Here is a 14,805-nt window from a genome sequence, read left to right as displayed (position 1 = left end):
TGAGTGACAAAAATTCGACGCGCGAAACTATTAGGTATCAAGCCCCCGTCGTTATTGATTTACCGCAATTAATTCACCCTGTGAAATGTTTAGTTTTCCGGCCGCAGTTAACGACAATAATTGAGGAAAGCAATGGACGTCAGCCGCAGACAATTTTTTAAAATCTGCGCGGGCGGCATGGCAGGAACAACAGCGGCCGCATTGGGATTTGCCCCCAAAATGGCGCTGGCGCAGGCGCGAAATTATAAATTACTGCGCGCCAAAGAGACGCGAAATTCCTGTACATACTGTTCCGTGGGTTGCGGGTTATTAATGTATAGCCTGGGGGATGGCGCGAAAAACGCGAAAGAGGCCATCTATCATATCGAAGGCGATCCGGATCATCCGGTCAGCCGCGGCGCGCTGTGCCCGAAAGGGGCCGGTCTGCTGGATTACGTACACAGTGAAAACCGCCTGCGCTACCCGGAGTATCGCGCGCCAGGCGCTGACAAATGGCAGCGCATCAGTTGGGAAGAAGCCTTTAGCCGCATCGCCCGCCTGATGAAAAACGACCGTGATGCCAACTTCGTCGAAAACAACGCCGCAGGCGTAAAAGTCAACCGCTGGCTCTCCACCGGTATGTTGTGCGCCTCGGCGGCGAGTAATGAAACCGGCATGCTGACGCAAAAATTCGTGCGTTCGCTTGGCATGCTGGCGGTGGATAACCAGGCACGCGTCTGACACGGACCAACGGTAGCAAGTCTTGCTCCAACATTTGGTCGCGGTGCGATGACCAACCACTGGGTTGATATCAAAAACGCCAACGTGGTGATGGTGATGGGCGGTAACGCCGCTGAAGCCCACCCGGTCGGTTTCCGCTGGGCGATGGAAGCCAAAAACAACAATGATGCCACGCTGATTGTGGTCGATCCGCGCTTTACGCGCACGGCTTCAGTTGCCGATATTTATGCGCCAATACGTTCCGGGACGGATATCACTTTCCTCTCCGGCGTGCTGCGCTACCTGATCGAAAACAACAAAATCAATGCTGAATACGTCAAACACTACACCAACGCCGCGTTGCTGGTGCGGGACGATTTTGCCTTCGAAGATGGCTTGTTCAGCGGCTACGACGCGCAAAAACGCCAGTACGACAAAACGTCGTGGAACTATCAGTTTGATGAAAACGGCTACGCCAGACGCGATGACACGCTGAGCGATCCGCGCTGCGTCTGGAACTTGCTGAAACAGCACGTTGCCCGCTATACGCCGGAAACGGTAGAGAACATCTGCGGCACGCCAAAAGCGGACTTCCTGAAAGTGTGCGAGGTGCTGGCCTCGACCAGCGCGGCGGACAGAACCACTACGTTCCTGTACGCACTGGGCTGGACGCAACACACCGTCGGCGCGCAGAACATCCGCACCATGGCGATGATCCAACTGCTGCTTGGCAACATGGGGATGGCCGGTGGCGGGGTAAACGCCCTGCGCGGGCACTCCAACATTCAGGGGCTGACGGATCTGGGGCTGCTCTCGACCAGCCTGCCGGGTTACCTGACGCTGCCATCGGAGAAACAGACCGATTTGCAACAGTACCTGGCGGCGAATACGCCAAAAGCGCTGTTGCCGGACCAGGTTAACTACTGGAGCAACTATCCCAAATTCTTTGTCAGCCTGATGAAGTCGTTCTACGGCGACGCGGCGCAGAAAGAGAATAACTGGGGCTTTGACTGGCTGCCGAAATGGGACCAGGCCTGGGATGTGATCAAGTACTTCGACAAGATGTCGAAAGGGGAAGTCAACGGCTATATCTGCCAGGGCTTTAACCCGGTGGCGTCGTTCCCGGACAAAAACAAAGTTGTCAGTGCGCTGAGCAAGCTGAAGTACATGGTGGTTATCGATCCGCTGGTGACGGAAACCTCCACCTTCTGGCAGAACCACGGCGAAATGAACGATGTCGATCCGTCGGCTATCGCCACCGAAGTGTTCCGTCTGCCGTCGACTTGCTTTGCGGAAGAAGATGGCTCGATTGCCAACTCCGGTCGCTGGTTGCAGTGGCACTGGAAAGGCCAGGACGCGCCGGGCGAAGCGCTGAACGATGGCGAAATCCTCGCCGGGATTTACCACCGCTTGCGCGAGATGTACCGCACCGAAGGCGGCAAAGGCGCGGAGCCGCTGCTGAAGATGTCCTGGAACTACCGCCAGCCGCACAACCCGCACTCGGAAGAAGTAGCAAAAGAGAACAACGGCTACGCGCTGGCGGATCTCTATGACGCCAATGGGCAATTGCTGGCGAAAAAAGGCCAACTGCTCAATAGCTTTGCGCTGCTGCGTGATGACGGCACCACCGCCTCATCTTGCTGGATCTACAGCGGTAGCTGGACGGAGCAGGGCAACCAGATGGCGAACCGCGATAATGCCGATCCTTCCGGGCTGGGCAATACGCTCGGTTGGGCATGGGCGTGGCCGCTCAACCGCCGGGTGCTCTACAACCGCGCGTCGGCGGATGTGCAGGGCAAACCGTGGGATGCGAAACGGATGCTTATCCAGTGGAACGGAGCGAAGTGGGTCGGCAACGATATCCCGGACTTTAACACCGCGCCGCCGGGCAGCAATACCGGGCCGTTCATCATGCAGCAGGAAGGGCTGGGGCGGTTGTTCGCCCTCGACAAGCTGGCGGAAGGGCCATTCCCGGAACACTACGAGCCAATGGAAACTCCGCTTGGCACCAACCCGCTACACCCGAACGTGATCTCCAGCCCGGTCGTGCGTCTGTTTGCAGATGATGCCAAACGGATGGGGAAAAAAGATCAGTTCCCGTATGTCGGCACAACGTACCGCCTGACGGAGCATTTCCACACCTGGACCAAGCATGCGCGCCTCAACGCCATCGCCCAGCCGCAGCAGTTTGTCGAAATCAGCGAAACGCTGGCGGCGGCAAAAGGCATTGCCAATGGTGACAGTGTCACGGTGAGCAGCAAGCGCGGCTTTATTCGCGCGGTCGCGGTGGTGACGCGTCGTCTGCGTACCTTGCAGGTACACGGTCAGCCTGTGGAAACCATCGGTATTCCGCTGCACTGGGGCTTTGAAGGGGTGGCGCAGAAAGGCTATATCGCCAATACACTGACGCCGAACGTTGGCGATGCGAACTCGCAAACGCCGGAATACAAAGCGTTTTTGGTCAATATCGAGAAGGCGTAAAGGAGCGAAATAATGGCTATGGAAACGCAGGACATTCTAAAACGCTCCGCCACCAACCCGGTCACGCCGCCGCCGCGGGCGCGTGATTACAAAGCGGAAGTCGCCAAACTTATCGACGTTTCCACCTGTGTAGGCTGCAAAGCCTGCCAGGTGGCCTGTTCGGAGTGGAACGATATCCGTGATGAGGTCGGGCATTGCGTCGGGGTTTACGATAACCCGGCCGATCTGAGCGCCAAATCCTGGACGGTGATGCGCTTTAGCGAAACTGAGCAGAACGGCAAACTGGAGTGGCTGATCCGCAAAGATGGCTGTATGCACTGTGCGGAACCCGGCTGCCTGAAGGCCTGCCCGTCAGCGGGGGCGATTATTCAGTACGCCAACGGCATTGTCGATTTTCAGCAAGAGAACTGCATTGGCTGCGGCTACTGCATCGCCGGTTGTCCGTTTAACGTGCCGCGCCTCAACAAAGAGGATAACCGGGTCTACAAATGCACGCTCTGCGTCGATCGCGTCAGCGTCGGCCAGGAACCGGCCTGTGTGAAAACCTGCCCGACCGGGGCGATCCATTTCGGCACCAAAGCCGAAATGCTCGAACTGGCGGAGCAGCGCGTGGCGAAGCTGAAAGCACGCGGTTATGCCAGTGCGGGCATTTACAACCCGCAGGGCGTGGGGGGCACACATGTGATGTATGTGCTGCACCATGCCGACCAGCCAGGCCTGTATCACAACTTGCCGAAAGATCCGCAGATCGATACCTCGGTCAATCTGTGGAAAGGGGTACTGAAACCGTTGTCGGCGGCGGGATTCCTCGCCACCTTCGCCGGGCTGATTTACCACTACATCGGCATCGGGCCGAACAAAGAAGTGGACGACGATGAAGAGGAGCATCATGAGTAAGTCAAAAATGATTGTGCGCACGAAATTTATCGACCGCGCCTGTCACTGGACGGTGGTGATCTGCTTTTTCCTGGTCGCGCTCTCTGGCATTTCGTTTTTCTTCCCGACGCTGCAATGGCTGACGGAAACCTTCGGCACGCCGCAGATGGGGCGCATTTTACACCCGTTCTTTGGCGTGGTTGTCTTCCTGGCGCTGATGGTGATGTTTGTGCGTTTTGTGCATCACAACATCCCGGATAAGCAGGATCTGCCGTGGCTGAAAAACATTGTCGAAGTGCTGAAAGGCAATGAGCACAAGGTGGCGAAAGTCGGGAAATACAATGCCGGACAAAAGATGATGTTCTGGTCAATCATGAGCATGATTTTTGTGTTGCTGGTGACCGGCGTGATTATCTGGCGTCCCTATTTTGCGCACTACTTCCCGATTCAGGTGATCCGCTACAGCCTGCTGCTGCACGCCACCTCGGCGATCATTTTGCTGCACGCGATCCTGATCCATATGTATATGGCGTTCTGGGTAAAAGGTTCCATCAAAGGCATGATTGAAGGGAAAGTGAGCCGCCGCTGGGCGCAGAAGCACCACCCGCGCTGGTATCGCGAGGTGGAGCGTCTGGAAGCGAAAAAAGAGAGCACCGAAGGCATTAAATAACCCCTGGCCGCTCCGGATAACCGTTCGGAGCGGTCTTTTTTTCCTCACGCCCGCGTTTCTCACCTTTTGCGCTTTATTCATTAATCTGCCCGAATGCATGGATTTATATGCCAGCCCGGCCATTTCAACTGGTCGCTGTGGTATGAATAGTCAATAATGCCTGTCGCAAACTTTTAACAAGTGGTTAGTGGTATGAAAAAAACCGTTTTTTCGTTGGCACTTGCGACCTTTGGTCTGGGCATGGCGGAGTTTGGCATTATGGGCGTGTTGACCGAACTCGCGAACAATGTCGGCATTTCGATTCCTTCGGCGGGGCATATGATCTCCGCTTACGCCTTTGGCGTGGTGATTGGCGCGCCGATTATGGCGCTGGTTTCCAATCGATTCTCCCTTAAAAACACGCTGCTGTTCCTGGTGGCGCTGTGCCTCGTGGGTAACGCCATTTTTACCGTCTCCAGTTCCTACACCATGCTGATTATCGCGCGCCTGATTTCCGGCTTTCCGCACGGGGCGATTTTTGGCGTCGGGGCGATAATCCTCTCTAAAATCGCACCGCCGGGAAAAGTGACGATGGCGGTGGCCGGGATGATCGCCGGGATGACCGTCGCTAATCTGGTTGGTATTCCGCTCGGCACATGGATCGGTCACGCATTCAGCTGGCGCTACACTTTCTTGCTGATCTCGGTCTTTTTCGCGCTGGTGATCGTCTCGGTGATTGTCTGGGTGCCGTCGCTGTTTGATACCAGTGAAAGCCGCCTGAGCGAACAGTTTCACTTCCTGAAAAAACCGGAGCCGTGGCTGATTTTCGCCGCCACCATGTTTGGCAACGCGGGCGTATTCGCCTGGTTTAGCTATGTGAAGCCGTTTATGGTCAATGTCTCTGGTTTCACCGAAAGCGCGATGACACTGATCATGATGCTGATGGGGCTCGGCATGGTGCTGGGCAATATGTTCAGCGGGCGGCTTTCGGTGAAATTCAGCCCGCTGCGTATCGCGGCGGTGACGGAATTACTGATTATGCTGGCGATGCTGGCGCTGTTTGTCGCCGGTGAAAGCAAAGTGGGGGCGTTGTCGCTTGGTTTTGTCTGCTGCGCCGGGCTGTTCGCGCTCTCCGCGCCGCTACAAATCATGCTGCTGCAAAATGCGAAGGGCGGTGAAATGCTCGGCGCGGCCGGCGGGCAGATGGCGTTTAACCTGGGCAACGCTGTCGGTGCCTGGTTTGGCGGGCTGATTATCGCGTTTGGTTTTACCTACAGCTACCTGACGTTACCGGCAGCGGTACTGACGTTTGCCGCCATGACCTCGCTTCTGATCTATGGTCACAGAAAAACAAAGCATCAGCCGGAACAGGTCGTTCAGCACTAAGGCGCAACCCGGTGAACATCCGCCGGGTTAAATGCGAAAAAAGCATATCGGCGTCTTTCTCTGGGTTCATCCGGTACGCGTGAAACACTCAGCAAAGCGAACAACCGGGGCATGCCCCGGTAAACACGCCTGTTAACGCAGCCAGGGGGTTATGGTCAACCCAACCAGTACCCCTTCAGGCGCAAGCAGGCGCGTGACGCTCTGACCCCAGGGTTCCAGACGGTTGGCAACCAGCAGTTGATACCCTTTGTTGACCAGCACATCGGTGGCGATAGCCAAATCCTGCACTTCAAATTCAACCCAGCTTTGCGGAACGGGGTGGGAATCCGGCCATTTCTCTGCGCCAAAGCACGACACAGCAGCGTGATGCAGCGGCCACAGGGCGAAGTGTTTTGCGCCGTCCAGCGCATCGTGGTCGGCGACGAGGTAATCACTCGCGCCCTCCATCGGTTTCAACGGCAGCCCAAGAGTGTGCTGGTAAAACGCCTGGCTGTCGGCAACGTTTTGCGGAACAGGGCCAAAACCGGCGATAAACAGCACGTCAATACCGGGAATTGCGGTGGTCATAAGCACCTCTGTGTCATAAAAAAAGGGGCGTTAATGCCCCCGTGATTATAGGCAATGCCTGGTGATTAATGGCGGAGATCGATCACCATACGGCCGCGAATCTGGCCTTGTTCCATCTCTTTAAAGATGGCGTTGATATCTTCCAGCGGGCGCAGCGCCACTTTCGGCACCACTTTGCCTTCGGCGGCGAACTGGAAGGCTTCGGTCAGATCCTGACGCGTACCGACCAGCGAGCCAACAACCTGAATGCCATCCAGCACCAGGCGCGGAATATCGAGGCTCATCGCTTCTGGCGGCAGACCTACGGCCACCACGCGTCCACCGGCACGCACGGCATCGACGGCGGAATTAAAGGCCGCTTTCGCCACCGCGGTGACCACGGCGGCGTGGGCGCCGCCAGTTTTTTCGTGCACCACTTTCGCTGCGTCTTCGCTGCGCGAGTTGATGGTCAGATCCGCACCCATGCTGGCTGCGAGTTTCAGTTGTTCATCATTCACGTCGATGGCGATCACTTTGGCGTTAAAGACATTCTTTGCGTATTGCAGCGCCAGATTGCCCAGCCCGCCAAGGCCGTAGATAGCAATCCACTGGCCCGGTTTGATCTGCGAGACTTTCACCGCTTTGTAGGTGGTCACACCTGCGCAGGTAATGCTGCTGGCCGCGGCAGAATCGAGCCCGTCCGGTACTTTCACCGCGTAATCCGCGATCACGATGCACGCTTCCGCCATGCCGCCATCCGCCGTGTAACCGGCGTTTACCACCTCGCGACACAAGGTTTCATTACCGCTGTTACAGTATTCGCAGTGGCCGCAGCCCTGAAAAAACCACGCCACAGACGCGCGATCGCCCACTTTCAGCGAGGTCACGCCGTCAGCCACCTGGGTGACAATGCCAATGCCTTCGTGACCGAGGATCACACCGGTTTTGTCGCCGAAATCCCCATTTTTTACGTGCAAATCTGTATGGCAAACGCCACAGCACTCCATTTTCAGCAACGCTTCGCCATGTTTCAGCGGGCGTAAGGTTTTTTGGGTCACTTCTACCTGATGATCTTTTGTAACAACAGCAGCCTTCATGGTGTTTCTCCTGTTATGAGGCATGGAACTGAGATCCGGGTGTGGCGTCTGGCTTCATCCGTCATTTACGGCTTTAGAATTAATGGTTTAGACGTGACATTCAAGAGCAGGGCAACATGCTGTAATACTTTCTTCGCCTTTCCCCTGGTTTAGGTAGGGTAAATATTCAGTAACTACATTGTTAATAAGGTTATAAGCTGCGAGGGATGAATGTCATGCTATTGTCATCATCTGCCGCCAAATTGTTGCTTTCTATAACAAAAGAGAGATTAACAATGCATCTGGTGAAAAAACTATTGGCCGTCAGCGTTCTCTTATCCGCCTCGGTTCAGGCAGACAATATTCTTGAGTTTCCGCAGCCGGAAAATAACCCGGAAGAGTTCTACGCGGTAACGGAAATCCCGGCGGGCGGCATCATAAAGTATGAAACGGACGCCCAAACCGGTTTTATCGTGGCTGACCGCTTCCAGTCTATGCCGGTGGCTTACCCGGCAAACTACGGCTCGCTGACGCAGTCGCTGGCGGGGGATGGCGATCCGCTGGATGTGATTTTCTACACTCGCGCGCCGCTGGCACCGGGAACGCTGATCAAACTACGCCCGATTGGCGTGCTAAAAATGATTGATGGTGGCGAAACGGATGACAAAATTGTTGCTGTACCGGCCAGCAAAATTGACCCGACCTATGACGACATTAAAAACATCACCGATTTGCCTGCAATCGAGCAGCAACGGCTGGAGGCGTTCTTCCGCGTTTACAAGCAGTTGCCGGATGGACGTAAAAAAGTGGAGCTGAACGGTTTTAACGACGCCGCAACCGCGAAGCAGGAAATCAAACAGGCATGGGATGCCTGGAAAGCGAAAAAAACGCAGCAGTAAAACCGCCTGCACATGTTGATGGCGTTGATTGCGCTTCTGCGGGGCGTATTCACTAAAAAGTCACCGTCGACTCTGCACGAAGTCAATCTCAAGACAATAAGCCCCCGCCTGTTGCTGACTTTCTTCACCGGCGGCGAGGTTACTAAATATCCTCCGGCATAGCCGGGGGTTTTTCAGATGCCCCTGTTACCCGCCGCGCCCTGACAGGCGCATACGATCTGACATTTTCATCGAACGCTGTTAATTACGGCCCGTTTATAGACAAAAAAACAGGCGCCTTGCGGCGCCTGTTTACTGTGGTACTACAACCTCTGTTGAAGGCGTGCAATCTCCTCGCGCCACTGTGCCTGAAGCTGCGGTTTCTGGTGTTTCGCTTTACGCGCCAGGTCTTCTGCCAGTTGGGTTTCAAGCTTAATTAACCGCTCCAGAAGGGCATCAATATCCTCTGGCTCAGCCGCGGCATTAAGCGCAACTGGCGCTGCCTGCTCGTGACGGACACTTTCGCGCAGGCGTTCAAACACCGCCTCCGCATCATGCCATTCGCTCAGTTCACCGTTTTCCACCAGCCAGAAGCGATTACAGCTACTGCTGATAAGCGCTCTGTCGTGGCTGACCAGCAACACGCCGCCGCTGAACTGCTGCAGCGTTTGCGCCAACGCCTCTTTGCCTGCCATATCCAGATGGTTGGTTGGCTCATCCAGCATCAGCAGATTAAAGCGCGCCAGCGACAGGCCGACAAACAGCAGCCGTGAACGCTCGCCGCCGCTCAGTGTCGCCACGCGCTGCCCGTGACGCGCCCAGGCAAAACCGGCGCTGATGAGCGCCATTTTGCGATCCTGCGGCGTGGGGGCAAACAGCTCCAGCGCGTCAAACAGCGTGGCGTCATCCGGCAACTGATGCAGCGTCTGGTCGTAGTAACCCGCGTTCAGACGGGGATGCAGACGCAACCCGGATACGCTTTCCTGCTGGTAAGCCCGCCAGATAAGACGCAGCAGCGAGGATTTCCCGCAGCCGTTACGCCCGACAATGGCGACGCGATCGCCACTTTTCAGCCGCGCAACCGGCACCTGAAACAGCTCCGGTAACCCTGGCGCAGGCGGAACCGCCAGCTGTTCCATCTCCAGCAGACGGTCGGCCCTGAGTTCCTCGCCATGCAGCGCCAGCCGCCACTGGCTGCCCTCGGTCAGCTCGGTCTGGCTCTCTTTCAGACGCTCGACCTGGCGCTCCATCTGTTTTGCTTTGCGCGCCAGATCTTCGTTGTCGTAGACGCGCCCCCAGGTGGCCAGCCGTTTGGCGCTGGCAGTAACGCGGTCGATCTCCTTTTGCTCCGCTTTGTGACGCAGGGCATCGCTCTCATCCCGCGCTTCCAGCGCCTGACGCGCCGCGCTACAGGGGAGCGCGAAGCTGTGCAGCGTGTGGTCACGCAGGATCCAACTGCCATTGGTCACCGCATCCAGTAACGCCGCGTCGTGCGACACCATCACGAAACTGCCGGACCAGCTTTGCAGAAACTGTTCCAGCCACAGCAAGGTGGGCAGATCGAGGTGGTTACCGGGCTCGTCGAGCAGCAGCAGATCCGGTTCGCGGATCAGCGCCCGCGCCAGCAGCAAGCGGGTATGTTGCCCGCCGCTCAGCGTGGCGGCCGTTAAAGCGATTTCCTGTGGACTCAGCCCCATGCTGGCCAATAATGATTCGCCGCGCCAGCGCTGACTGTCACGCTCAAGTGCCGGAAGCTGCGCCAGCACCGCATCAAGCAGCGTCATGGATAACAGGGCATCGGGCAGATGTTGCTCAACGCGCGCCAGCAGGCACTGGTTCGCCACCGTCACATTGCCGGAAAGCGGGGAGAGTGAACCGTCCAGCACTTTTAGCAGCGTACTTTTACCGCAGCCATTGTCGCCAATAAGCCCAAGGCGATCGCCTTTTTTCAGGGTGAAGGTGAGATCGGAGAATAACGGACCAAACGCCGTTTCAACACGCAGAGATTGTGCAGATAATAATGTGCTCATTGCTTACTCAAGAGTTACAGGCACGCGTGTGCCTCGTCAAACATCGCTGACGATAACCTGGTAAGCCCAAGGGAAGGGATTGTTGTCTTCGCTCAAGCCGAAGTTATCGCAGCACGATACCGATAACGCTTGAGCTGGCGCGATCGCCAAATGCATGTGAATAGTCAAACAATTCACAATACAGCATAAGTAGCCTCCTTTTTTATATTCAGTAAGTTAATGGGTGAAAAGGAGTTTAGCGGGGAAGTGAATGTTTTACCAGCGGGAAAAAAAACCGGCGCCGCAGCGCCGGATAAGCAGGTTAGATAGACGTACGGCGGTAGCTGCGGTACTTCGGCTCCCAGAAGTTGTCGTCAATGGATTGCTTGAGCGCTTCGGCAGAGGTTTTCGCCGCCAGGCCTTGCTGTTGCGCCATTTTGCCGACGGCGAAAGCAATGGCGCGTGAGACGTGCTGAATGTCTTTCAGCTCCGGCAGCACCAGCCCTTCACCGTTGAGCAGCAGCGGGGAGTATTCCGCCAGCGTTTCGCTCGCCGCCATCAGCATGTCGTCGGTAATGCGCGACGCGCCACTGGAGATAACGCCCAGGCCAATGCCGGGGAAGATGTAGGCGTTGTTGCACTGGGCAATCGGGTAGGTTTTCTCTTTCCACTGCACCGGTGAGAACGGGCTGCCGGTTGCAACCAGCGCCATCCCATCAGTCCAGCTGATAATATCCTGCGGTGTCGCTTCAACACGGGACGTCGGGTTTGACAGCGGCATGATAATCGGTCGCGGGCAGTGTTTATGCATTTCGCGGATGATCTCTTCCGTGAACAGCCCGGTCTGTCCGGAGACGCCGATCAGAATATCCGGCCGTACGTTACGTACCACATCCAGCAGGGAGAGGGCTTCGTTCTGCGCGCCGGTGTCCCAGTTTTGCAGGTTTTCGCGTTTTTGCACCAGCTTGCTCTGGAACGGCAGCAAATTCGGCATTTCGTCTGTCAGCAGACCAAAACGGTCAACCATATAGACCTTCTGGCGGGCGTCCGCTTCGCTCAGCCCTTCACGCTGGGTCTGCGCAATGATTTGTTCGGCGATACCACAGCCGGCGGATCCCGCGCCAAGGAAGACGATTTTCTGCTGGCTGAGCTGGCTGCCCGCCGCGCGGCTCGCCGCAATCAGCGTACCGACAGTGACTGCCGCCGTGCCCTGGATGTCATCGTTAAAGCAGCAGATTTCATCGCGATAGCGGTTCAGCAGCGGCATGGCATTTTTCTGCGCGAAGTCTTCAAATTGCAGCAGCGCGTCCGGCCAGCGCTGTTTCACCGCCTGGATAAATTCATCAACAAAAGCGTAATACTCATCCCCGGTGATACGCGGGTGACGCGACCCCATATAGAGCGGATCGTTAATCAACTGCTGGTTGTTGGTGCCCACATCCAGCACCACAGGCAGGGTGTAAGCCGGGCTGATACCACCGCAGGAGGTGTAAAGCGACAGTTTGCCGATCGGAATCCCCATGCCGCCAATCCCCTGGTCTCCAAGACCAAGAATGCGTTCCCCGTCGGTCACGACGATCACTTTGATGTTGTGGTTCGGCACGTTTTGCAGGATATCGTCCATACTGGCGCGGTTCTGCCAGGAGATGAACACTCCGCGTGCGCGGCGGTAAATATCAGAAAAACGTTCACACGCCCAGCCAACAGTTGGGGTGTAGATCACCGGCATCATCTCTTCGAGATGATTTTCCACCAGCCGGTAGAAGAGGGTTTCATTGGTGTCCTGAATGTTACGCAGATAGATGTGCTTATCGATGTCGGTTTTAAAGCCCTGATACTGCAACCAGGCGCGTTCGGCTTGTTCTTCAATGGTTTCAACCACTTCTGGCAGCAGGCCAAGCAGGTTGAAGTTGCTGCGCTCTTCCATGCTGAAGGCGCTGCCTTTGTTCAGCAACGGAAATTCCAGCAACACGGGTCCAGCGTAAGGGATATATAACGATCGGTTTTTATTATGCTTTGCATTCATCTTACAGCTCCTTGATCAACTTTCTCCCGTGGGGGTGAGTCACGGACCGGTACAGCGGCGGGCGCAAGTATAAAGCATCGCTTCAGCAAATACTTCCCGATCGCAGTATTCGTTGATTGAATTTTTATCATTATCAAGGAGAAGATGAGGGCAAAAGCCACCCCGAACGGGGTGGCAGGGATGGAATCATTAGCCAGCGCGGCGATGACGCCCGGAACGGTGAGCGACCACCGTCTCTTCCTGGTTGTCTTTGGTGACAACTTTGCGGGTGTTCGACACTTTGTAATCCAGTCCCATTAGATGACGTGCCTGACGGTTCGATTTCATGCTTACTCCTTAATCCAGTTCAATGTTTCAAGGACAAGCCCGGCGACTGACCGGGCGAAATTCAATCTCATCATTGCGCGGTACAAAAAACGTACCGAATGATTATCCTCGGACATCCCGGCACAAAGTGCAATAAGAAAAGTTACCTTTAGGCTTTATCGTGATAAATAAAGCCGCCATGCAGGCAGGGTTATTCCTGTTCGCACCCAGAGTTTATGAGCAAATACAGCGAACACACTCAGTCGTAGTAGATAAGTCTTCTCTTATAGCGCGGCAATGCCATTATTTATTTGCGACGTACAGTTTAGCCACCTGCAAACACTGAAATTATGTTTCTCTTTTTGTGTGATGAAAGGTTAAAAAAACAGGGCAATCTTCAATATTGCGATGTTCGCCACTTTTATCTTCGATATTAATATGCTTTCTTAATGCCAATGGAATAATTAAAAACATTTCCGCAATGAGAAAGAGGCAATTCCATGAACAATCGAAATGGAGTGATTTTTATTTCTTTTGATGCTGTTGCATTTTCAGGCATAACTGTTGAAGCGTTCAAAACAGCACAAGGATTGGTACACAAGGGAATTAAACCTTATCTTGATCTTGGTTACGACATCAAGATAGACAAGGGAAAGTTCAATAAACCATATGAATGGGAGAATGCTATATACAAAGGCGGCTTTACGCTAGTGCGAATAAATGATATTGCCAGCATACCGGATTACAACCCTCAATTTATTGAATATTCACATAATGTATTGATTAGCCAAAAAATATCGGTTTCATCAGCGGAACGTGAAAGAATTCTCTCTGTCATTGATAAAACGGCGTGCCAACTGGCAAAGAAAATCGTGCGTCAATGGGAGCAACTCAATATCGGCACTGTTTTTGTTGAAAACGGTACGCTTCCGGAAAATATTATTTATACGAAAGCCCTATACATTGCTATCGATACATATGGAAATCGTTATGATTTAGAGCAATTCGTCACCTGGCGCGACCATGATTTAATGTGGAACAGCGAAAAAACGGTGATGAAATATGGAACCTACCCATACCCCTATGCCATCAAACCCATAAAATCTCGTTATATCACGTACGTGACGCTCAACGAGGATTTGAAAGAGAAGCTTGAAAGATGGTGCAACTATGCCGTTGAAGTTAAAGTAAAAAAGAACGCCTACAACTTTACTGACGCGCGAAGTCATAGTGATATGCGACGCAGCCTTGGTATTGGCTGTGATGATATATTGATTGCCCGAACCACGCGCCTGATCCCACAAAAACGGCTTGACCGGGATATTTACCTGGTATCACGGCTTAATCAGTTATTTCAACAACACGGTCACGATGCGCGCGTATTTCTTGTCATCGCAGGCGATCCCCATGAGGCGCCAGAGTGTTATCAGTCGCTGGTTGATTTATCCAGAAAATTACAGCTTGAACCATTCATACATTTTATTGGTTGGTTGCAACATGGTTATATGCCCCCCGGCATGAACACTTATACCATTGAAGATTTATATTACTCGTGCGATCTCGTTTCTTTCCTGACATCGTGGGATTACGACAGTTATGGCAATCCAATTGGTGAGGCGATCAGTCATCGGCGCTGTTACATTTCGACACGTTACGAATATTATGACGAAGTTTATGGGCAATATGGATTCTTTGCGCCAGTTATGGATATTTCGGCTGATAAAGATGATTTACCTGACGATGAGTTTATTCTCAGTGTTTATAAACTCATCACCAACAAACCGTTAATGTCAGAAATGGCTTATCAAAACTTTCTTATTGGTAAGAAAATACTTAGCAGCAAGAGCGTTGAGTCTTAATTAATACTCAGGGA

At 54.2% G+C, this 14,805-nt stretch carries 11 protein-coding genes; 6 read left to right on the top strand and 5 right to left on the bottom strand.

Going from position 1 to position 14,805, the window contains the following annotated elements:
• Positions 1-132 precede the first annotated feature (132 nt).
• From fdnG to araJ, 4 genes are all read left to right on the top strand, one after another.
• Positions 133-3,180 (top strand): formate dehydrogenase-N subunit alpha, encoded by a 3,048-nt coding sequence (gene fdnG / locus IP581_RS11315; RefSeq protein WP_193822588.1) that lies wholly within the window; start codon positions 133-135, stop codon positions 3,178-3,180.
• 12 nt (positions 3,181-3,192) lie between these two features.
• Positions 3,193-4,077, top strand: a complete 885-nt coding sequence (gene fdxH, locus IP581_RS11310; RefSeq protein WP_086868982.1) for a formate dehydrogenase subunit beta — start codon at positions 3,193-3,195, stop codon at positions 4,075-4,077.
• On the top strand, positions 4,070-4,726 hold the full coding sequence (gene fdnI, locus IP581_RS11305; protein WP_086868983.1) for a formate dehydrogenase-N subunit gamma: 657 nt from the start codon (positions 4,070-4,072) through the stop codon (positions 4,724-4,726). Before fdxH ends, fdnI begins: the two co-directional genes overlap by 8 nt.
• Positions 4,727-4,918: 192 nt before the next feature.
• Positions 4,919-6,091 (top strand): MFS transporter AraJ, encoded by a 1,173-nt coding sequence (araJ, locus tag IP581_RS11300; RefSeq protein ID WP_193822587.1) that lies wholly within the window; start codon positions 4,919-4,921, stop codon positions 6,089-6,091.
• A 132-nt stretch (positions 6,092-6,223) separates the two neighbouring features.
• Here the strand turns inward: araJ and IP581_RS11295 are convergent, their stop codons facing one another.
• Both IP581_RS11295 and adhP read right to left on the bottom strand, forming a co-directional pair.
• Positions 6,224-6,658 (bottom strand): VOC family protein, encoded by a 435-nt coding sequence (locus IP581_RS11295; RefSeq protein WP_086868986.1) that lies wholly within the window; start codon positions 6,656-6,658, stop codon positions 6,224-6,226.
• A gap of 65 nt (positions 6,659-6,723) precedes the next feature.
• Positions 6,724-7,734, bottom strand: a complete 1,011-nt coding sequence (gene adhP / locus IP581_RS11290) for an alcohol dehydrogenase AdhP (RefSeq protein WP_193822586.1) — start codon at positions 7,732-7,734, stop codon at positions 6,724-6,726.
• A 275-nt stretch (positions 7,735-8,009) separates the two neighbouring features.
• On the opposite strand from adhP, the gene IP581_RS11285 reads away from it, so the two are divergent.
• Positions 8,010-8,612: an inorganic diphosphatase gene (locus IP581_RS11285; RefSeq protein WP_193822585.1), complete on the top strand. Its 603-nt coding sequence runs from the start codon at positions 8,010-8,012 to the stop codon at positions 8,610-8,612.
• A 302-nt stretch (positions 8,613-8,914) separates the two neighbouring features.
• Here the strand turns inward: IP581_RS11285 and IP581_RS11280 are convergent, their stop codons facing one another.
• From IP581_RS11280 to sra, 3 genes are all read right to left on the bottom strand, one after another.
• Positions 8,915-10,621 carry an ABC-F family ATP-binding cassette domain-containing protein gene (locus tag IP581_RS11280; protein WP_193822584.1) on the bottom strand — a complete coding sequence of 569 codons (1,707 nt, stop codon included), beginning with the start codon at positions 10,619-10,621 and terminating at the stop codon, positions 8,915-8,917.
• Positions 10,622-10,922: 301 nt separating this feature from the next.
• On the bottom strand, positions 10,923-12,626 hold the full coding sequence (locus tag IP581_RS11275; protein ID WP_193822583.1) for an NAD-dependent malic enzyme: 1,704 nt from the start codon (positions 12,624-12,626) through the stop codon (positions 10,923-10,925).
• Between the two features lie 189 nt (positions 12,627-12,815).
• Complete coding sequence (sra, locus tag IP581_RS11270; protein WP_086868995.1) at positions 12,816-12,953, bottom strand: stationary-phase-induced ribosome-associated protein; 138 nt, start codon at positions 12,951-12,953, stop codon at positions 12,816-12,818.
• A gap of 479 nt (positions 12,954-13,432) precedes the next feature.
• On the opposite strand from sra, the gene IP581_RS11265 reads away from it, so the two are divergent.
• Entirely contained in the window at positions 13,433-14,791 is a 1,359-nt protein-coding gene (locus IP581_RS11265; RefSeq protein WP_086868998.1) for a glycosyltransferase family protein, read from the top strand.
• Positions 14,792-14,805 lie beyond the last annotated feature (14 nt).

Source organism: Kosakonia pseudosacchari, assembly GCF_015167415.1.
Classification (GTDB): domain Bacteria; phylum Pseudomonadota; class Gammaproteobacteria; order Enterobacterales; family Enterobacteriaceae; genus Kosakonia; species Kosakonia pseudosacchari.
The sequence above is the reverse complement of the archived record's forward strand: the minus strand, read 5'-3'. Positions and strand labels throughout refer to the sequence as shown.

Coding starts and splice junctions, on each gene's coding strand:
- IP581_RS11265 (WP_086868998.1), top strand. CDS start 13,433: ATGAACAATCGAAATGGAGTGATTTTTATTTCTTTTGATGCTGTTGCA.
- fdnI (WP_086868983.1), top strand. CDS start 4,070: ATGAGTAAGTCAAAAATGATTGTGCGCACGAAATTTATCGACCGCGCC.
- sra (WP_086868995.1), bottom strand. CDS start 12,953: ATGAAATCGAACCGTCAGGCACGTCATCTAATGGGACTGGATTACAAA.
- IP581_RS11275 (WP_193822583.1), bottom strand. CDS start 12,626: ATGAATGCAAAGCATAATAAAAACCGATCGTTATATATCCCTTACGCT.
- araJ (WP_193822587.1), top strand. CDS start 4,919: ATGAAAAAAACCGTTTTTTCGTTGGCACTTGCGACCTTTGGTCTGGGC.
- fdxH (WP_086868982.1), top strand. CDS start 3,193: ATGGCTATGGAAACGCAGGACATTCTAAAACGCTCCGCCACCAACCCG.
- IP581_RS11295 (WP_086868986.1), bottom strand. CDS start 6,658: ATGACCACCGCAATTCCCGGTATTGACGTGCTGTTTATCGCCGGTTTT.
- adhP (WP_193822586.1), bottom strand. CDS start 7,734: ATGAAGGCTGCTGTTGTTACAAAAGATCATCAGGTAGAAGTGACCCAA.
- IP581_RS11280 (WP_193822584.1), bottom strand. CDS start 10,621: ATGAGCACATTATTATCTGCACAATCTCTGCGTGTTGAAACGGCGTTT.
- IP581_RS11285 (WP_193822585.1), top strand. CDS start 8,010: ATGCATCTGGTGAAAAAACTATTGGCCGTCAGCGTTCTCTTATCCGCC.